Source organism: Bacillus sp. SORGH_AS_0510, assembly GCF_030818775.1.
Classification (GTDB): domain Bacteria; phylum Bacillota; class Bacilli; order Bacillales; family Cytobacillaceae; genus Neobacillus.
Map to the genome: position 1 here is coordinate 1,685,544 of NZ_JAUTAU010000001.1, position 20,573 is coordinate 1,706,116.

A 20,573-nucleotide genomic window follows, 5' to 3' on the forward strand; every position below is an offset into this window, starting at 1 on the left:
CATGCTATAATTAGTGAAAATTTAAATTACTATCACTTTATAGTACTAAAGTGAAGGTAGAGGTGCGAGCTTCAAGAGTAGTGGTTCTGAGGAGGATGAGCTTCGAAGAAGAATCATGAAAGGGGATGTTCGCCGAAGTAAAGAAGACCTCATTTCTTCTTTGCTGGTCCTGTATTGAATAAATGCCGGATTGTCAAGACGCCTGTCTTGGAGAGCTATCTTACATTGTTTGTACAGGAATCTATTTTTTCGTGTTCAAAAAGCAATGAGATGCCCTCTCATTGCTTTTTTTATTTTTGTACAAAATAGGTAGAGCATAACTGAAAGTAGGGGAAAAAACATGGGCTTAGTTGTTCAGAAATTCGGGGGAACCTCCGTTGGCAGTGTAGAGAGAATTTTAAATGTTGCATCACGTGTAAAAGAGGAGATTGAACAAGAGAATAACGTAGTGGTCGTTGTTTCTGCAATGGGAAAATCTACGGATCAGCTTGTAGGTCTAGCGAAGGAAATTTCCAATGTACCAAATAAGCGGGAGATGGATATGCTGCTTTCAACAGGAGAGCAGGTAACCATTGCTTTATTATCCATGGCTTTAAATCAGCAGGGGATTCCGGCAGTTTCATTTACAGGATGGCAGGCAGGAATTGTGACAGAACCTGTTCATGGAAATGCCCGCATTTCAAACATCAATACAGAAACGATAAAAAGACAGCTTGGAGAGGGAAAAGTTGTGATTGTTGCCGGATTCCAAGGGATTACAGAAGATGGTGAAATCACCACGCTTGGCCGAGGTGGATCCGATACAACAGCGGTAGCTTTAGCAGCGGCCTTACATGCAGACAAATGTGATATTTACACGGATGTAACAGGTGTATTTACTACAGATCCTAGATATGTCAAAGAAGCACGCAAGTTATTATCTGTTTCTTATGACGAGATGCTAGAACTTGCCAATCTCGGTGCAGGTGTTTTGCATCCTAGAGCGGTAGAGTTCGCGAAAAATTATCAGGTGAGACTTGAAGTGCGGTCAAGTATGGAGAAAATTGAGGGAACAGTCATAGAGGGGGAAGCAACAATGGAACAGAATTTAGTTGTACGTGGTGTCGCATTTGAAGATGAAATTACAAAGGTTACCGTATTAGGGCTAACTAATTCTTTAACCAGCTTATCTACAATTTTTACTACACTAGCTCAAAACCAAATCAACGTGGATATTATCATTCAAAGTACAACAGAGGGTGGATCAGCGAATCTTTCTTTTTCCATCCATACAAATGATTTGTTAGAGACGTTAAAAGTCCTAGAAGATAATAAGGCAGTACTTGGATATGAGCAACTGGATGCAGAAAATAAATTAGCAAAGGTATCTATTGTTGGTTCAGGTATGATATCGAACCCAGGTGTGGCAGCGAAAATGTTTGAAGTTCTTGCTTCAAATGATATTCAGATTAAAATGGTCAGCACATCTGAAATTAAGGTGTCAGCTGTTTTAGAAGAAAAGAATATGTTGAAAGCAGTCGAACTCCTCCACAGTGCATTTGAACTAGGAAATGAATAAAAAGAGGCTGACTCGTTCGATTGCGAGTCAGCCTTTTTGCCGTACTAAAATGTTGAATCTTTCCGATCCCACTTTACAGTGAATTGGACTTTGTTTGCTTTTTTTACGGGATGTTCGAAGGTTTCAGCGATTACTTCTTTTTGCATTTCAATTTGTTGGGCTAGGAAGCCTGCTTCCAGCTGAAAGAAGTGCTCTGCTTTTGTTTTTACGCGGGACACAATCAGTGGACTAAATAGTTCAAGTTCCATTTCGTTCTTTGTTTCTTTTATAACGACTAGCTGTCCCCATGATGCGTTGGTAAAAAACTCAATCAGTTTTTCTAGGTCAGGTAAAGGGAACTTTCGTGCAAGGCGTTTTCCTGCCCAGTATAAGATTTCGGGTGTGTCCTTCCCTAAGATATCTGGTAGAAGATGTTCCCTAATGATTTCATACCCAAACATGGAAATGGTTCTTGGTTCGAGTTCTGAAGTATTCAAATGTTGTTCAACGGCTGTACTTTCTTTCACAAGCTTCCCCTCTTTCTATCATTCTATTATATACAATTTGATTTATTTTTCAGTACTGAATTGCTGAATTAGGAACAAATCCTTATAAGAATGATATGTTATTTCGAAATATCTTATGTTATTTATCATCATAATTATCTTATCCGAATGAGGAGAAATACCAACCGTAAGATGTTGGTAATTAAATGTAATAATATGGGTAGTATGAGTGCTTCAATATGTCCTTTATTCAAACAGAAGTTATCCTATTATAATATCAATATATTTTAAAAATTTTATTTTTTAATAAAGATTGTGTATACGTTTTCTTGACGCTCTATGTCGATGGGAGTAAAATGGACATGTCACATAATTGTCACAGTGGTATTGGGTTAAGATTCTTTAAGTGGAACAAAAAAAATAAGGAAACTTAACATCATTTTCTAAAAATTAAGGGGGGTAAATGTATGGCGGGGAATCGAGAGTTTGCTAATCGCAGATTACATTCGCTGCTTGGGGTCATTCCGATTGGAGTGTTTCTTACACAGCATCTTGTAGTCAACCATTTTATCACTGGAGGTCCAGAATCTTTCAATAAAGCAGCTGGCTTTATGGGAAGTCTACCATTCCGTATTGTCTTAGAAACTGTAATTATTTATTTACCATTGCTATTTCATGCAATCTATGGTCTTTATATTGCTTTTACCGCTAAAAGTAATGTTAAAAGATTTGGTTTCTTTAGGAACTGGATGTTCATGCTTCAACGTGTAACAGGTGTAATCACGCTTATCTTTATAACATGGCACGTTTGGCAAACGCGTGTAGCAGCGGCATTTGGTGCCGAAGTGTCCTATGATATGATGCATAATATTTTGACATCACCATTTATGTTTGTTTTCTACTTAGTGGGAATCCTTTCAGCAATTTTCCACTTTGCAAATGGACTTTGGTCTTTCTTAGTAAGCTGGGGGATTACAGTATCACCTCGCTCACAAGTCATTTCTACATACGTGACTGTTGGTGTATTTGTGGTTCTTTCATTCATTGGAATTCAAACACTTATTGAATTTGTTAAATAACCATTGATTGGTCGGTAAAATATAGTATTTTTTTGATTAAGGGAGTGAGTCACGAATGGGTAAAGGTAAAGTGATCGTAGTCGGCGGCGGATTAGCTGGCTTAATGGCTACTATCAAGGCTGCAGAATCAGGAACTCCGGTAGAGCTTTTTTCTCTTGTTCCGGTTAAACGTTCTCACTCTGTTTGTGCCCAAGGCGGTATTAATGGAGCAGTAAACACAAAAGGTGAAGGTGATTCCCCGTGGATTCACTTTGACGATACGATTTATGGCGGAGACTTTTTAGCAAATCAGCCTCCGGTTAAAGCGATGTGTGATGCAGCACCTGGTATTATCAATTTATTTGACCGGATGGGTGTTATGTTTAACCGTACACCAGAAGGTTTATTAGATTTCCGTCGTTTCGGAGGAACACAACATCACCGTACGGCATTTGCTGGAGCAACAACTGGACAGCAATTGCTATATGCGTTAGATGAGCAGGTTCGCCGCCATGAAGTGGACGGATTAGTTACGAAGTATGAGGGTTGGGAGTTCCTTGGTGCAGTTGTTGACGATGAAGGCATCTGCCGCGGAATTGTTGCTCAGGACTTAAAAACGATGGAAATCAGATCGTTTGCCGCTGATGCAGTCATTATGGCAACTGGTGGCCCTGGTATTATTTTTGGTAAGTCAACGAATTCTGTCATCAATACAGGCTCCGCTGCTTCTATTGTTTATCAGCAAGGTGCATATTATGCAAACGGTGAAATGATTCAAATTCACCCAACAGCTATTCCGGGCGATGATAAGCTTCGCTTAATGAGTGAATCAGCTCGTGGTGAAGGTGGTCGTATCTGGACTTATAAAGACGGAAAACCTTGGTACTTCCTTGAGGAAAAATATCCTGCTTACGGAAACCTGGTTCCACGTGATATCGCGACACGTGAAATCTTTGATGTCTGTGTTCGTCAAAAGCTTGGCGTTAATGGCGAAAACATGGTATTCCTGGATTTATCACATAAGGATCCGCATGAGTTGGACGTAAAACTTGGTGGAATCATTGAAATTTATGAAAAATTCATGGGTGATAACCCACGTAAAGTTCCAATGAAAATCTTCCCTGCAGTTCATTATTCAATGGGCGGACTATGGGTTGATTATGACCAAATGACAAATATCCCAGGTCTTTTTGCTGCTGGTGAGTGTGATTATTCACAACACGGTGCTAACCGATTGGGTGCAAACTCATTGCTTTCAGCTGTTTACGGTGGAATGGTTGCAGGACCAAATGCAGTGAAATATATCAATGGACTTGAGAAGAGTTCTGAAGCTGTTTCTTCTACTGTTTTTGATCGTCACGTAAAGGAACAGGAAGAAAAATGGAATTCTGTTATGTCTCTTGATGGTACAGAAAATGCTTACGTCCTTCACAAAGAACTTGGTGAATGGATGACAGATAACGTTACAGTTGTTCGTTACAACGACAAGCTGCAACAAACGGATGAAAAGATTCAGGAGCTATTAGAACGCTACCAGAACATCAACATCAACGATACATCAAAATGGAGCAACCAAGGGGCTGCCTTCACAAGACAATTACAAAATATGCTTCAATTAGCACGTGTTATTACAATCGGAGCATTAAATCGTAATGAGAGCCGTGGTGCCCATTATAAGCCAGAATTCCCTGAGCGAAACGATGAAGAGTTTATGAAAACTACAATGGCGAAGTTTGTTGATGCTGCATCAGCACCAGCCTTCCATTATGAAGACATCGACGTTTCATTAATTCAGCCACGGAAACGAGATTACACTACAAAGCATTAATAGAAAGGGGAGTGGGTAATAATGTCTGAAAATAAAACGGTTAAATTTATTGTCATGCGTCAGGATTCACCGGATTCAGCTCCTTACGAGGAGGAATTTGAGGTTGCATATCGACCGAATATGAACGTCATTTCCGCTTTAATGGAAATTCGTAAAAATCCTGTGAACGCCAAGGGACAAGCCTCTACCCCAATCACTTGGGAAATGAACTGTCTCGAAGAAGTCTGTGGCGCTTGTTCCATGGTTATTAACGGAAAGCCTCGTCAATCCTGTTCGGCTCTAATTGATCAATTAGAGCAGCCGATTCGTCTAGAACCTATGAGAACGTTCCCTGTAGTAAGGGACCTTGCGGTTGACCGCAGCAGAATGTTTGATGCGTTGAAGAAAGTTAAAGCATGGATTCCTATTGATGGAACTTACGATTTAGGACCAGGACCTCGTATGCCTGAGAAAAAGCGTCAGTGGGCCTATGAACTTTCTAAATGTATGACATGTGGTGTATGCCTTGAGGCGTGTCCAAATGTTAATAGTAAGTCTGACTTTATCGGTCCGCAGCCGCTTTCACAGGTTCGCCTATTTAACGCTCATCCAACTGGGGAAATGAACAAGGCTGAGCGTTTAGAAGCAATTATGGGTGAAGGTGGTCTAGCGAACTGTGGTAACTCGCAAAACTGTGTTCAATCTTGCCCTAAAGGTATCCCGTTGACTACTTCTATTGCAGCGTTGAACCGTGATACGACGTTCCAATCGTTTAGAAACTTCTTCGGAAGTGACCATAGCTAATAAAAAAATCTTGAAACCTTCTTTTCTAGTAAGAAAAGAAGGTTTTTTTCGTTTCTAATGCGGACAGATACTTTGATATACTATACTTATCATTACCTTAAAATAGGGAGGGGATATATTGAAACCAAAGCTTCCGCTGCTCATTATTCTAATAGGTGTTATTGTTTTAGGAATCGGTATCTGGCAGTTAATTGATGGTAAGCTCCAAACAAATCAATCACTGCAGAAGGCCAAAGAATTAGTTTCACATCAGCCTGCAGATCCCCAAGTAAAAAGGAAACCCGTTAGTCCTCCTCCACAAACAGGTGATACGGTCGGATTATTAGCTATTCCAAAAATTAAAGCAGAGCTGGCTATAATAGAAGGAACAGATCCGGATGACCTTGAGAAAGGGGTCGGACATTATAAAGGTTCCTATTATCCTGGGGATCGGGGGCAAATTGTTTTGTCGGGGCATCGCGATACCGTATTTCGCCGATTAGGGGAGCTCAAGATCGGAGACTCACTAAAGATGCAAATGCCTTTTGGGAATTTTACATATGAAATTACCCATACGAAAATAGTAAAATCGGATGATACAAGCATTATTACCTTACAAAAACAACAAGAGGAATTAATTTTGACAACGTGCTATCCATTTCGATATGTAGGAAATGCTCCAAAACGATATATTATTTATGCAAAGCTTAAAGGTTCCTAAATCTTAGGGCCTTTTTTTTATTTTCTAATAAGAAAATAAGTCACTACATATGTACTGTTCACATAAGATATGGTGACTAAATATATACCCACCCCGTGTTCATAACTGGCGAAGGCAAGGAGGGTTACATTACTTGAAGGAGAATGATTATAATCACAAGCCGTTACTCACCAAACGTGAAAGAGAAGTATTCGAATTACTAGTACAAGATAAAACAACGAAAGAAATCGCTGGTGAATTATTTATAAGCGAAAAGACGGTTCGAAATCACATATCAAATGCCATGCAAAAGCTTGGTGTTAAGGGGCGTTCACAAGCAGTTGTAGAGCTCCTTCGAATGGGAGAGCTAGAACTATAACAATGACCGGCATCCGTCTTGGAGGCCGGTTCATAAATTACAGGCTGTGTTAAAGACCATTGTAGATTTTTATCCCCCTGTTGATCGGAGCGGAAATCAACAGGCAAATTTAATATAGCCATATTTTAATATAAGTAAATGGTAAATAGTTCAAAATATATTGAAAAAATAATCAGTTAAATTTACAATAAAATTAGGATAAAAGAATCAAACCTTTTATTTTAATTAGGGGCATATTGCATTTTTAACTAAATAAAGATTGATCGTTCTTAACAGCTTCACAAGCATAAGGGTGGACTTGAGTTAGACCATATCTATTGTTCTAAATACAAGCCAAGATGGGAATCAACCCTATCTTGGCTTTATATATTTTGACTTAAATCTGGGGAAAGGAACTGAAAGAGAGAGATGAATGGTTCTGTTGAAGCAATTAAGTGTGAAAAAAAACGGTTATTGACACATTTTCTACATAATAATCTAAGCAGATATGAAACCTTGTTTGCTTGTAATCCAGATAGTATTTTTATAATGGACTTAGAAGGCCATCTAGTTCAAGTGAATCCTACGTTTAAAAGATTAACAGAATTCGGAGAGGAAGAATCCTTGCGATTAAAACTCCAATTTCTATTTCCCATTGAAAATATAAATAAAGTATTCCATCATTTTCATAAAGCATGTTTCGGAGAATTCCAAAACTTTGATTGCATAATGCAAAGCAAATCGGGTCAACTAATCGATTTGAATGTAACCATTGTGCCAATCAGTGTAGATGACCAAATTGTGGGTGTTTGCGCAGTTGCAAAAGATATTTCCCAGTTAAAAAGAAAAAAAGAAGAAGCAAGAAAAATGGAGATCATGCATCACCTATTGACTGATAATGTGCTGGATATCATTATTAGTACTAGTTTATCAGGAGAGATTCAGTATGTTTCTCCCTCCTGTGAGCATATCCTTGGATATGTATCTGATGAACTAATCAGACAAAATCTTTTTTCACTATTACATACGGACGATTTTGAACGTGCTTTTCAGGACCGAAAAAAGGTTCTGAATGAACATGTGAATGGAAGAAGCTCCTATCGAGTAGCTAAAAAAAATGGTGAGATTAGATGGGTAGAGATCCTTTGTAAACCTATTATCGATCCAGATACCCAACATGTATTAGAAATAGTAAGTGTTATTAGAGATATTACGGAACGTATGAAAGCAGAAGAAGATTTAAAGAGCCGTAAAAAAGCGTTCCAGGATTTAATTGAGCATTCACCGGATGCCGTGGTAATCGTGAATGAGGAAAAAATTTTATTTATCAATGAAACAGGGATTCGACTTTTAGGCGCCACCTCTAGTGAGGAGATAACGAGCAAACACGTTCTTGATTTCATCCATCCTACTGATTATCCTAAGGCAAGAAAAAGAATGAGGTCTATTATGGATGGAGAAACAACGGACTTTATTGAATATAAAATGAACCGCTTAGATGGTACGGTCCTTCATGCAGAGATTAAATCCATTCCAACCATTTTTCATAATCAAATGGCTCAACATACGATTATCCGTGATATATCAGAGCGAAAAAAAACGCAGGAATTAATCTTAAACTCTGAAAAACTGAGTGTGGCAGGGCAATTAGCCGCAGGGATTGCTCATGAGGTCAGAAATCCTTTGACCGCGATAAAAGGGTTCCTCCAGTTAATGGAAAATAAAATAGAGAATCATTCGTATTTTGGAATTATCCAATCCGAAATAGACCGGATCGAGCTCATTTTAAGTGAATTATTGGTGTTGGCTAAACCGCAAGAGATGAAGTTTGAGTTGGAGAATATCATTACCCTTATGGAAAATGTAAAGACCTTAATAGATACACAAGCTATTATGAACGGAGTGCAAATAAAAACTTTATATGGCCATGAGCGTTTTATGATACGCTGTGATAAAAATCAGTTGAAACAAGTGTTTATTAATTTTATGAAGAACTCAATAGAGGCTATGCCTAAAGGCGGGGTTATTACAATAGAGATGAAAAGGCATAGTGAAGACAAGGTAAAACTCATATTTAAAGATACAGGAAGTGGAATGCCACAGAATGTCTTAAAAAGAATCGGTGAACCGTTTTTTTCAACTAAGGAAGGCGGCACCGGATTAGGAATCATGATTTCAAAGCAAATCATTGAGAACCATAATGGCGATATACATTTTTGGAGCGACCAAAAGGGAACAATGATTGAACTCATTTTGCCTATGGAAAATTAGAATGTCAAAAAGTGTAGTCAACACTTTTCTTACTTATGTCTTGAATTTTTTTCGAAAAAAGTAGAAAATAAGTACAAGCTTGAGACGTCAGCTGGCAAAAAGGCTTTAATTTCTAAAAGTCTTGAGGAGAAGCCTGTAAATAGGAGTGTATGAATAGATGAAACTCGAAAATTCACAAAAAGTGAATGGGGATGTAGTTGCAAATATTGAAAAGGATCTTCGGTATATTTCCGGAATCATTAAGCAAAAAGGAAGAGAAATGCTGGGAAATTATAAAATTACTCCTCCTCAATTTGTAGCATTGCAGTGGCTCTTTGAAGACGGTGACATGACCATCGGTGAGCTTTCTAATAAAATGTATTTAGCATGCAGTACGACAACCGACCTTGTCGACCGTATGGAAAAGAACCTGCTTGTTGAACGGGTAAAAGACCCGAGTGACCGTCGCGTGGTCCGGATTCATTTGTTAGAGGAAGGCAAGCGGATAATCGATGAAGTGATCAAAAAGCGTCAAGTATATCTAGAGGAAATTTTAATTGATTTTACAACAGAAGAAATACTTCTTCTTCAAAATGGATTAAAGAAACTACATCAAGAAATGCGTTAAGAATGAGGCGAGAAGTTTGAAACAACCAATAGGTGTGATTGATTCTGGTGTCGGTGGATTAACCGTTGCTAAGGAGGTAATGAGACAGCTTCCCAATGAAAAAATCATCTATTTAGGTGATACTGCACGCTGTCCCTATGGGCCAAGATCAACGAAGGAAGTAAGGCGTTTTACATGGGAGATGACACGATTTCTATTAGAAAAAAACATTAAGATGCTTGTCATTGCCTGTAATACAGCTACTGCTGCAGCGCTTGATGATATTCGTAAGGAACTTTCAATTCCTGTTATCGGTGTCATTAACCCTGGTGCACGTGCTGCCATTAAAAAAACAAAGAACTACCGTGTAGGCATGATCGGAACAGAAGTAACAGTAAAGAGCGGTGCCTATGAAAAAGCATTGAAATCACTAAATAGCCGTATTTTTGTAAAAGGACACGCATGTCCTAAATTTGTGCCGCTTGTTGAAAGTGGAGAGTATGGCGGACCGATTGCTGAAAAAATTGTCAATGAGTCACTAAAGCCCATGCTCCAGCAAAATTTAGATACGCTCATTTTAGGCTGCACACATTATCCATTGCTTGAATCTCTTATTAAACAAACAATGGGTGCTGAAGTGAATGTGATTAGTTCTGGGGATGAAACTGCCCGTGAAATCAGTGCGATCCTTGAATACAATGATTTGCTTGAGACCTGTGAGGAAGAACCTGAACATGAGTTTTACACTACAGGGTCTAGAAGAATCTTTTCTAAAATTGCTTCACAATGGCTCGGATATCCTATAAATTCGGTGAATAAAATTAAACTATAAGCAGAAGCTCTCTATCTATTGGAGAGCTTCTTTTTCTTTTTGGCTGTGTTAAAGAACAGTGTTGATTTATACACCCTGTTGATTGGATCGGAAGGCACGAAGACTCCTGTGGGAGTATGGTTCAGGTGAGACCCCGCAGGCGCGTTTCTCCGAGGAGGCTCACCGAAACACCCACTAACCACTCGTGCCTGGAGCGGAAATCAACAGGCAAGTTTAACAGAGCCTTCATTTAAAAAATTTTTAATAGAAAAGTTCTATTTTTCTTTCATAAGGCGGTCTAAATTCTTACAAGGCTCGTATACATGTTAGTACAAACTGTCTTAGGGGGGAATTAATGATGTCTAATAATAAAGCAAAAATCATTGGTTTGACTGTTCTTACTTCAACTGTACTGCTTTCTGGCTGTGGTTTGTTCGGGACCGAAACACAAAAGAAAATTGATCCGCCAAAAACAGTCGTTCAAAACAAGACTAGTAAGGAAACAACAGCAACAAGTAAAGAGAAAGCAGAAAATACCGTTAAAACAGAATTATATTTAATAGATAAAAATGGGTATGTCGTACCACAAACACTTGATTTGCCAAAAACAGCATCAATTGCCAAACAAGCATTAGAGTATTTAGTTGCAAACGGACCAGTAACGGAGAAGCTTCCTAATGATTTTAGAGCGGTTCTCCCAGAAGATACCGAGCTATCTGTTGATATTAGTAAAGAAGGTGTCGCAACAGTAAATTTCTCGAAGGAATTTAAGAATTACCAGCCGGCAGACGAGATGAAGATTCTACAGTCAGTCACATGGACACTTACTCAATTTGATAATGTAAAATCAGTCAAGCTTAAAATGAATGGCCACGCATTAACGGAAATGCCTGTGAATGGAACGCCAATCAGCGAAAATCTGTCTAGAGCAACCGGTATTAACTTCGATACAACAGATGTAGTGGATATCACGAACACGAAGCCTGTGACCGTCTATTATATCGGTGGAGAAGAAGGTTCTTATTACTATGTACCAGTTACACGCAGGGTAAGTGTAAAAGAAACTGATAATATCGTTGCCGTTGTAAACGAGCTAGTGAAAGGTCCTAGTGAGAAATCAAACCTTGTCTCAGAGTTTATGCCTGATGTAAAACTACTAGATGCTCCTAAAAATGAAGACGGAAAGGTAACTTTAAACTTCAATGAAAATGTATATGGCAGCTTTGAGGAAAAAGTTATCTCTCAACATTTATTAGATTCACTAGTTCTTTCCTTAACGGAACAAACAGGCATTGAGAAGGTGGCTATCCAAGTAAAAGGAAAAGCTGAGCTTAAAAATGATAAAGGGAAAAAACTATCAGAACCAGTTACTCGTCCAGAAAAAGTCAACACAGGTAGTTTTTAAAAAAAAATTTTTGTTATACTATATAGTGACAATGAAAGAGGTTGGCTCCGAAGGCCGCCTCTTCTTTATTTGATATGAAAAACTAGGGTAAAAGGTTTGCAAATGAAGGAGGAAGTACAAGTGCGTGTGGATGGAAGAGAACCATTACAACTAAGACCAATACATATTGAAACGAATTATTTAATGCATCCGGAAGGTTCTGTCCTTATATCTGTTGGTAATACAAAGGTGATTTGTACAGCAAGCATTGAGGAGAGGGTCCCTCCTTTTATGAGAGGAGAAGGAAAAGGCTGGATTACAGCAGAGTACTCTATGCTGCCAAGAGCGACAGAAACGCGAAATATCCGGGAATCATCAAAAGGAAAGGTTTCTGGCCGCACAATGGAGATTCAGCGGTTAATCGGCCGTGCCCTTAGAGCCATTGTGGATCTTAGCGCACTCGGCGAAAGAACTGTATGGATTGATTGTGATGTTATTCAAGCGGACGGCGGTACTCGTACAGCTTCTATCACGGGTGCATTTGTTGCAATGGCGCTTGCACTTAATAAACTAGCAGTGAAAAAGAATTTATCGAAGTTTCCTATTACTGATTATCTAGCAGCAACAAGTGTTGGAATTCTGCAAAACAAGCAAATCGTACTAGACTTAAACTATGCGGAGGATTCTAAAGCCGAGGTAGATATGAATGTGGTCATGACAGGAAATGGTGAATTTGTCGAATTACAAGGGACAGGAGAAGAATCGACGTTCTCCTATGAACAGCTTCAAGGACTCCTTAAAGCGGCACAAGAAGGGCTAATGGAGCTGTTTGAACAGCAAAAAGAGGCATTGGGTGAAGACATTACAAAGAAAATTGAATCTCGAAGAAAAAAATAAGAGGAGAGCCATGATGAAAGAAGTTATTATTGCTACTAAAAATCCTGGTAAAGCAAGAGAATTTGAACATATTTTTGCATCAAGAGGCATAGAGGTCAAAACATTACTAGATTTTCCGGAGATTCCAGAGGTAGAAGAAACAGGAACGACTTTTGAAGAAAACGCGATTTTGAAAGCCGAAGCGGTCTCCAGTGCATTAAATAGAATGGTCATTGGGGATGATTCCGGTTTAATGGTCGATGCTTTGGAAGGAAGACCAGGAATTTATTCGGCACGGTATGCTGGTGAACAGAAGAATGATCAAAACAATACAAACAAAGTTTTAGCAGAACTAGAAAATGTTCCAGAAGAAAAAAGAACAGCAAGATTTTACTGTGCCTTAGCTGTTGCCGTGCCGGGTCACAAAACAAGTACGGTGTCAGGCACCTGTGAGGGACGGATCCTAAAAGAGCAAAGAGGAACCAATGGATTTGGTTATGATCCAATATTTTATGTACCAGATAAGGGTTTAGCGATGGCGGAGTTATCTTCTGATGAGAAAAATAAAATCAGCCACCGTGCGAATGCGTTAAAAAAACTAGATTCTATTCTTGATTCTATTTTGGAAAGCGCTGAGCAGTCATGAGTAAGGTTTTAGTTATTAGTGATAGCCATGGGTTGACGAAAGAGCTCGAAGTAATTAGACAAAGGCATATAAACAACGTAGATGTGATGATTCATTGCGGAGATTCACAGTTAATGCCTGATGACAGGGCAATGACTGGTTACGTAACGGTAATGGGCAATTGTGACTTTGGCGGCGGGTTCCCGTTAGAAACAGTGGTCGAGATTTCGGGATATAAATTTTTCATTACACATGGTCACAGATATGCGGTAAAAACGTCATTAATGAATTTAAAATATAAAGCGGAAGAAATGGGTGCGAATATCGTTTGCTTTGGTCACTCACACGTCTTAGGGGCAGAAGTAATCGGCGGTACACTATTTTTAAATCCAGGGAGCATTCGCCTTCCCCGTGAACGCTTAGAGAAGACCTATGTCATTTTAGATTTGAATGATGAGTTGGTGAAAATGTCAGTGTATGACGTGGATGGCAAAGAACTGAAAGACGTAGCTTGCGAATTTACGCTACAAAGATAAGGGGGATTCTTCCCCCTGATTTTTAGGCTGTGGTTAAAGAACAATGTTGATTTTTACACCCTGTTGATTGGAGCGGAATCAACAGGCAAGTTTAACAGAGCCAATTTTTAAAATAAAAAAATGAAAAGAAGTAGGTTGACTTTTTGATACTAGGATAATATAATAAATCTTGTCTTAAGGGAAACAAATTAAACAATGTCCCAGTAGCTCAGCCGGATAGAGCATACGCCTTCTAAGCGTACGGTCGGGAGTTCGAATCTCTCCTGGGACGCCATTTTCTTGTTAAGATAGTAACTACATACCATACACATGTAACTCACCAACATTGGTGAGTTTTTTTTGTGCCCTAATTATGCTACACTAATGTCCAACAAACATACTGAAGGACGGTAGACTATGAAAAAACGGGAACAAGCAAAAAGAAAAGATAATGTTATTTACTTTCCCGGACTTGAAAAAAGGTTAACGGATAAAGGGTTGGAAAGCCTTGAAAAGAAGAAATTCAAGGAAGCTATTGCTCTCTTAGAAGAAGCTCGTGAACTGGATCCTAATAACGACAATACATTGATTGGACTGGTTCTCGCTTACTTTGAAGCAGGATCCTTCAACAATGCCAAGGTTTTGGCAAAAGAAATGCTTCATAAAGGGATTGGTGACTATTTTCAGCTGGTGGATCTGTATTTAACGGTATTGATTCAACTACACGAATACCATGAGATTGTCTCAACGGTTGAAGCTCTCCTTGAAGAAAGGGAGATACCACCGGAAAAGCACGACCACTTCTTGACCATTCTCCAGTTTAGCCGAAGGATGGCCGAAAACCGTCAGTCAGCGGAAGAGGACGTCCTCACAGAGGATACAAATACAAAAGAGTTGCAGCTACTAAAAATAAAGGATCTAAATGAACAGCTGCTGCTAATTTCGAGTCTAGCAGAAAAAAACATTCGGCCGTATATCACAGAAATGGCTGACTATCTAAAAGATGAAACTGGGCACCCGTTTCTTAAAACAATGCTGTTAACTCTTTTAAAAGAGCAAGAAGTAGACAAAGAATTTGTCGTTAACAAATTTTCTAAGGAAGAGACTTTTCATACAGGCAGACTGCCAGAGGTGAGAGTACAGCCTAAAATGAATCAGGTGAAGGAACTACTAGAGGGGCAGTTATTGAGCAATAATCCTGTGCTTTTTGAACAAACCATCGGGATGGTGGAACGAATATTTTTTATCAGCTATCCTTTTGATCTTGAACCAAAGAGCCCTGCAGCATGGGCAGCTGCCTTCCATTTGTTGGCGAAAAATTATCTTGGTATGGACGGGGAAATAGAAGAGGTCGCAGATGATTATCAGGTTTCCTCTGATGAAATTATACTAGCGAGAGCAAACATAGAAGAAATTGATAAAATTTCTTATCCTAATATATAGGCTTCGCTGTTGAAAGAAAACAATCCTGTGTTATAATGTAGGGGTTGCATTGTGTAAAAAAATATATTTTACATTTAAAAATGGAAGATTGGCTTGATGGACAAGACATTTTCCGACTCAATTCGTTAAGAATGATATGAGAATAGATTTGTTGGAGGGAAAAAAGGTATGACAGTAAAATGGGAAAAGTTAGAAGGAAACCGTGGCGTCCTTACTGTTGAAGTAAGTGCTGAAGAAGTAAACAAAGGCTTAGACGCAGCATTCCAAAAAGTTGTAAAACAAGTAAGTGTTCCAGGATTCCGTAAAGGTAAAATGCCTCGTGGAATGTTTGAGAAGCGTTTTGGCGTAGAATCATTATACCAAGATGCATTAGATTTCATTCTTCCAGAAGCATACGGAAGTGCAATCGATGAAACAGGAATCGAGCCAGTTGACCGTCCTGAAATCGACATCGAGCAAATGGAAAAAGGCAAAGAGCTTATCTTCAAGGCAACTGTAACGGTTAAGCCAGAAGTAACATTAGGCGACTACAAAGGCCTAGAAGTTGAAGAATTAGATACTAACGTAACTGACGAAGACGTTGCTAACGAATTAAAAACTCTTCAAGAGCGTCAAGCTGAGTTAGTTGTGAAAGAAGAAGGAACAGCTGAAAACGGTGATACAGTTGTTCTTGATTTTGAAGGATTCGTTGATGGCGAAGCTTTCGAAGGTGGTAAAGCTGAAAACCACTCATTAGAATTAGGATCTGGATCTTTCATTCCTGGCTTCGAAGAGCAATTGGTTGGAGTAAAAGCTGGTGAGTCTAAAGATGTTGAAGTAACATTCCCTGAAGAATACCATGCTGCTGAGCTTGCTGGTAAGCCTGCTGTATTCAAAGTGACTGTTCACGAAATTAAAGGTAAAGAACTTCCTGCATTAGATGACGAGTTTGCTAAAGATGTTGATGATGAAGTTGAAACATTAGATGCCCTTAAAGAAAAAATCAAAACTCGTTTAGAAGAAAGCAAAAAGCATGAAGCAGAGCACAACCTACGTGATACTGTAGTTGAAAAAGCTGCTGCAAATGCAGAAGTTGAAATTCCAGAAGTTATGGTTACTAACGAAGTAAACCGTATGCTTCAAGAATTCGAACAACGCTTACAAATGCAAGGTATGAACCTTGAGCTTTACTTCCAATTCTCTGGTCAAGACGAAAATGCATTACGTGAGCAAATGAAAGAAGAAGCACAAACTCGCGTGAAAGTTAACTTAACTTTAGAAGCAATTGCTAAAGCTGAAAACCTTGAAGTAACTGACGAAGATGTAAATGCTGAGCTAGAAAAAATGGCTGGTATGTACAACATGACAGTTGATTCAATCAAACAAGCTCTTGGCGGCGCAGAAGGAATCAAAGCAGACCTTAAACTTAAAAAAGCAGTTGACTTTCTTGTTGAAAACAAGAAATAATAAGAAATTTTAACCATAAGGTTGTGTTAAAGAACATAGTTCACCTGTTGGTTGGAGCGGGAGGCACGAAGACTCCTGTGGGAGTATGATTCAGGGGAGACCCCGCAGGCGCTTGCGCCGAGGAGGCTCGCCGAAACACCCACGAACCGCTCGTGCCTGGAGCGGAAATCAACAGGCAATTTTAACAAACCCTAAAACATAAAAAAACAAGGTGCGATTTTTATCGTGCCTTGTTTTATACATTTTTCTCATTACATATTATAATAAGGTCAGGGAAACCTGTTTATTATCTAGTTGTGTTTCACAGCGGGAGATATTTTTATTTTTCCATGGGCAGGAAATAAAGCAAACGAAGGCGAATAATTAATTTCCAAACAGTTTTAAGACTTAACTTTAGTAATTATGGTTAAGATGAAATGGGTACATAGTTTTCATGATTTACACAAACAAAAGCATAAAGAAAACATATTAGCGTAATGCGTTTTATTTCCAGTCTATTGGCTTCATGTGATACAATGCAAAATACATACCATTGAATAGTAAGAAAAATGAAGATTTTTGTTTGTGTAATTCACCGTTTCAAATAAGGGTATAACACGTTTTAAGGGGTGAAAGAATTGTTTAAATTTAATGATGAAAAAGGGCAGTTAAAGTGTTCTTTCTGTGGTAAAACACAGGATCAAGTACGTAAATTGGTTGCCGGACCGGGAGTTTATATATGCGATGAATGTATTGAGCTTTGCACAGAAATCGTAGAGGAAGAGCTTGGAACGGAGGAAGAAGTAGAATTTAAAGATGTTCCAAAGCCAAAGGAAATCTGTGAAATACTTAATGAGTATGTCATCGGTCAGGACCAGGCGAAAAAGAATCTTTCCGTTGCAGTATACAATCACTATAAGCGAATCAATTCTAATAGCAAAATTGATGATGTTGAGCTTTCCAAGAGTAATATTTGTATGATTGGACCTACCGGTAGTGGTAAGACATTATTGGCACAAACATTGGCGCGTATCTTGAATGTGCCATTTGCCATTGCGGATGCCACTTCTTTAACTGAAGCTGGATATGTTGGGGAAGACGTAGAGAATATCTTATTAAAATTGATCCAAGCTGCTGATTATGATGTTGAAAAAGCAGAAAAAGGAATCATTTATATTGATGAAATTGATAAGATTGCCCGTAAGTCAGAGAACCCTTCCATCACAAGAGACGTATCTGGCGAAGGCGTTCAGCAGGCACTATTAAAAATTCTTGAAGGTACGGTTGCAAGTGTTCCGCCACAGGGGGGCAGAAAGCATCCACATCAAGAATTTATCCAAATTGACACAACAAATATTCTATTTATTTGCGGTGGAGCATTTGACGGAATCGAGCCAATTATTAAACGCCGTTTAGGCCAAAAAGTTATTGGATTTGGTTCAGATGTGAAGCAGGTAGATGTTGCTCAAAAGGAACTTCTTTCAAAAGTATTGCCAGAAGACTTACTTCGTTTTGGACTAATTCCAGAATTCATTGGTCGTCTTCCGGTAATTGCTAGTCTTGAACAGTTAGATGAAGCAGCATTAATTGAAATTTTAACAAAGCCTAAAAATGCTCTTGTTAAACAATATCAAAAAATGCTTGAAATCGACGATGTTGAGCTAGAATTTGAAGAAGGCGCATTAGTGGAAATCGCAAAGAAAGCGATTGAGCGGAAAACCGGTGCCCGTGGTCTTCGTTCAATCATCGAAGGAATCATGTTAGATGTTATGTTTGACCTTCCTTCACGCGAAGACATCACTAAATGTATCATTACAAAGGAAACTGTTTTAGAGAACAGTGTTCCAAAATTAGTATTAGAAGATGGAACGGTTGTTGCAGAAGAAAAATCTGCATAAATATTTGGGAGACCTGGCTCAAGTAGCCGGGTCTTTTTGTATTTATTGGTTTATTCCTCCCTTCAGCAGGAAATACTTATTAATATATTGTAGGTATTTAGGAAGTAGGAGGGAATTGTATGAGTTGGACGGGGATCGCCTTATTTATACAGCTATTTTTCGGAATTATTATTGGGCTGTATTTTTGGAATTTGCTGAGGAATCAGCGTACACAAAAAGTGTCTATTGATCGGGAATCTCGTAAGGAAATGGAACAGCTTCGCAAAATGCGGTCCATTTCACTGACTGAACCATTAGCAGAAAAAGTTCGTCCCACAAGCTTTAAAGATATTGTAGGTCAAGAAGATGGGATTAAATCATTAAAAGCAGCTCTTTGCGGACCGAATCCGCAGCATGTTATTATTTATGGACCTCCAGGAGTGGGGAAGACTGCTGCAGCTCGTCTCGTTTTAGAAGAAGCAAAAAAGAATCAGAAATCACCATTTAAAGCTTCTTCGGTGTTTATAGAGTTAGACGCCACAACAGCACGGTTTGATGAAAGAGGAATAGCGGATCCTTTAATAGGTTCTGTTCATGACCCTATTTATCAAGGGGCCGGGGCCATGGGGCAGGCAGGTATTCCGCAGCCAAAACAAGGGGCGGTGACAAATGCCCATGGCGGGGTACTCTTTATTGATGAAATCGGTGAATTACACCCAATTCAAATGAATAAGCTTCTAAAAGTTTTAGAGGATCGTAAGGTTTTCTTGGAAAGTGCCTATTATCATGAAGAAAATACCCAAATACCAACACATATTCATGATATCTTTAAGAATGGTCTTCCTGCCGATTTTCGCTTAATTGGCGCCACCACTAGAACACCGAGTGAGATTCCACCAGCGATTCGTTCCCGATGTATGGAGGTTTTCTTCCGGGATTTAAATCAGGAGGAAATCATCGAGGTGGCAAGGAAAGCAGCTGAAAAAGTAAAGCTACAAATCAGTGAAACTGGAGTTAATACCTTATCTACATATGCAAGAAATGGCCGTGAAACGGTCAATATGATTCAGATTGCCGCGGGACTTGCCATCACAGAGGACCGTAATTATATCAAGGATGAAGATATTGAGTGGGTGATTCATTCCAGCCAGATGACACCAAGGATGGAAAGAAAAATTAATGATTTCTCTCATGTGGGTCTCGTGAATGGACTAGCAGTATATGGACCTAACTCTGGTGCTTTGCTTGAAATTGAGGTAACGGTCATCCCGGCAAAAGAAAAAGGATCAATTAATATAACCGGTATAGTGGAAGAAGAGAGCATCGGTGGTCAAGGAAAATCCATTCGCCGTAAGAGTATGGCCCGTGGTTCCATTGAAAATGTCATTACAGTTTTGCGCTCAATGGGAGTTCCGGCAAATGACTACGATATTCATGTTAATTTTCCTGGTGGAGTTCCAATTGATGGACCATCTGCTGGTATTGCTATGGCAACCGGAATTTATTCTGCTATCTATAAAATCCCGATTGATAATACTGTAGCAATGACGGGTGAGATTAGTATTCATGGGAATGTAAAGCCGATTGGCGGCGTGTATCCAAAGGTAAAGGCAGCCAAAAAGGCAGGCGCGAAAACGGTTATCATCCCAGAAGAAAATATGCAAACTATCCTGAACGAAATCGATGGCATCAACATCGTGCCAGTGACCCATCTACATGAGGTATTCGAAATCGCCCTCGTCCAATCATTTAGCAAACATGAAGCAATCCCGGCGGCAATCGAATTAACGAAGAAGGAATCGATTTAAGGAAATATCTTTTGTGAATATGGCATCCTGTTGATTGGAGCGGAAGGCACGAAGACTCCTGTGGGAGTATGGTTCAGGTGAGACCCCGCAGGCGCGTTTCGCCGAGGAGGCTCACCGAAACACCCACGGAAAGCGAAGTGCCTGGAGCGGAAATCAACAGACAAGTTTAGATTTTAATAATGAACTTCGGTTTGTATTTCATC

Annotated in this window: 18 protein-coding genes, 1 tRNA gene and 1 riboswitch; of the genes, 18 read left to right on the forward strand and 1 reads right to left on the reverse strand. The window is 39.2% G+C overall.

The window, feature by feature from the left end; genetic code table 11:
• Window positions 1–49 precede the first annotated feature (49 nt).
• A riboswitch (Lysine riboswitch) is annotated at window positions 50–226 on the forward strand.
• Window positions 227–340: 114 nt separating this feature from the next.
• On the forward strand, window positions 341–1,558 hold the full coding sequence (locus QE429_RS08520) for an aspartate kinase (protein ID WP_307286312.1): 1,218 nt from the start codon (window positions 341–343) through the stop codon (window positions 1,556–1,558).
• A 44-nt stretch (window positions 1,559–1,602) separates the two neighbouring features.
• Here the strand turns inward: QE429_RS08520 and QE429_RS08525 are convergent, their stop codons facing one another.
• Window positions 1,603–2,064, reverse strand: coding sequence for a YslB family protein (locus tag QE429_RS08525; RefSeq protein ID WP_307286314.1), 462 nt, complete (start codon window positions 2,062–2,064; stop codon window positions 1,603–1,605).
• A gap of 446 nt (window positions 2,065–2,510) precedes the next feature.
• On the opposite strand from QE429_RS08525, the gene QE429_RS08530 reads away from it, so the two are divergent.
• From QE429_RS08530 to lonB, 17 genes are all read left to right on the forward strand, one after another.
• Window positions 2,511–3,122 carry a succinate dehydrogenase cytochrome b558 subunit gene (locus tag QE429_RS08530; protein ID WP_307286317.1) on the forward strand — a complete coding sequence of 204 codons (612 nt, stop codon included), beginning with the start codon at window positions 2,511–2,513 and terminating at the stop codon, window positions 3,120–3,122.
• A gap of 55 nt (window positions 3,123–3,177) precedes the next feature.
• Complete coding sequence (sdhA, locus tag QE429_RS08535; protein WP_307286321.1) at window positions 3,178–4,929, forward strand: succinate dehydrogenase flavoprotein subunit; 1,752 nt, start codon at window positions 3,178–3,180, stop codon at window positions 4,927–4,929.
• A gap of 21 nt (window positions 4,930–4,950) precedes the next feature.
• On the forward strand, window positions 4,951–5,712 hold the full coding sequence (gene sdhB, locus QE429_RS08540) for a succinate dehydrogenase iron-sulfur subunit (RefSeq protein WP_307286323.1): 762 nt from the start codon (window positions 4,951–4,953) through the stop codon (window positions 5,710–5,712).
• Between the two features lie 118 nt (window positions 5,713–5,830).
• Complete coding sequence (locus tag QE429_RS08545) at window positions 5,831–6,412, forward strand: class D sortase (protein ID WP_307286326.1); 582 nt, start codon at window positions 5,831–5,833, stop codon at window positions 6,410–6,412.
• A 133-nt stretch (window positions 6,413–6,545) separates the two neighbouring features.
• Window positions 6,546–6,770 (forward strand): spore germination transcription factor GerE, encoded by a 225-nt coding sequence (gene gerE, locus QE429_RS08550; RefSeq protein ID WP_007087335.1) that lies wholly within the window; start codon window positions 6,546–6,548, stop codon window positions 6,768–6,770.
• 408 nt (window positions 6,771–7,178) lie between these two features.
• Window positions 7,179–9,020 (forward strand): PAS domain-containing sensor histidine kinase, encoded by a 1,842-nt coding sequence (locus QE429_RS08555; RefSeq protein ID WP_307286339.1) that lies wholly within the window; start codon window positions 7,179–7,181, stop codon window positions 9,018–9,020.
• A gap of 157 nt (window positions 9,021–9,177) precedes the next feature.
• A complete protein-coding gene (locus QE429_RS08560) occupies window positions 9,178–9,627 on the forward strand; it encodes a MarR family winged helix-turn-helix transcriptional regulator (RefSeq protein WP_307286342.1) in 450 nt (149 codons plus the stop codon).
• A 16-nt stretch (window positions 9,628–9,643) separates the two neighbouring features.
• Entirely contained in the window at window positions 9,644–10,438 is a 795-nt protein-coding gene (gene racE / locus QE429_RS08565) for a glutamate racemase (RefSeq protein ID WP_307286344.1), read from the forward strand.
• Between the two features lie 337 nt (window positions 10,439–10,775).
• Window positions 10,776–11,822 carry a GerMN domain-containing protein gene (locus QE429_RS08570; protein ID WP_307290750.1) on the forward strand — a complete coding sequence of 349 codons (1,047 nt, stop codon included), beginning with the start codon at window positions 10,776–10,778 and terminating at the stop codon, window positions 11,820–11,822.
• Between the two features lie 120 nt (window positions 11,823–11,942).
• Window positions 11,943–12,698 (forward strand): ribonuclease PH, encoded by a 756-nt coding sequence (rph, locus tag QE429_RS08575; RefSeq protein ID WP_307290751.1) that lies wholly within the window; start codon window positions 11,943–11,945, stop codon window positions 12,696–12,698.
• Between the two features lie 13 nt (window positions 12,699–12,711).
• Window positions 12,712–13,323: an XTP/dITP diphosphatase gene (locus QE429_RS08580; RefSeq protein ID WP_307290752.1), complete on the forward strand. Its 612-nt coding sequence runs from the start codon at window positions 12,712–12,714 to the stop codon at window positions 13,321–13,323.
• Window positions 13,320–13,838 (forward strand): metallophosphoesterase, encoded by a 519-nt coding sequence (locus QE429_RS08585; protein ID WP_307286346.1) that lies wholly within the window; start codon window positions 13,320–13,322, stop codon window positions 13,836–13,838. Before QE429_RS08580 ends, QE429_RS08585 begins: the two co-directional genes overlap by 4 nt.
• 197 nt (window positions 13,839–14,035) lie before the next feature.
• A tRNA-Arg gene (locus tag QE429_RS08590) sits at window positions 14,036–14,112 on the forward strand.
• Window positions 14,113–14,234: 122 nt separating this feature from the next.
• Window positions 14,235–15,260: a tetratricopeptide repeat protein gene (locus QE429_RS08595; RefSeq protein WP_307286349.1), complete on the forward strand. Its 1,026-nt coding sequence runs from the start codon at window positions 14,235–14,237 to the stop codon at window positions 15,258–15,260.
• 168 nt (window positions 15,261–15,428) lie between these two features.
• Entirely contained in the window at window positions 15,429–16,706 is a 1,278-nt protein-coding gene (tig, locus tag QE429_RS08600; RefSeq protein ID WP_307286352.1) for a trigger factor, read from the forward strand.
• 617 nt (window positions 16,707–17,323) lie between these two features.
• The gene (clpX, locus tag QE429_RS08605) at window positions 17,324–18,583 is read left to right on the forward strand and encodes an ATP-dependent protease ATP-binding subunit ClpX (RefSeq protein WP_307286354.1); all 1,260 of its coding nucleotides are present in this window, start codon (window positions 17,324–17,326) and stop codon (window positions 18,581–18,583) included.
• 119 nt (window positions 18,584–18,702) lie between these two features.
• Window positions 18,703–20,370 carry an ATP-dependent protease LonB gene (gene lonB, locus QE429_RS08610; RefSeq protein ID WP_307286357.1) on the forward strand — a complete coding sequence of 556 codons (1,668 nt, stop codon included), beginning with the start codon at window positions 18,703–18,705 and terminating at the stop codon, window positions 20,368–20,370.
• Window positions 20,371–20,573 lie beyond the last annotated feature (203 nt).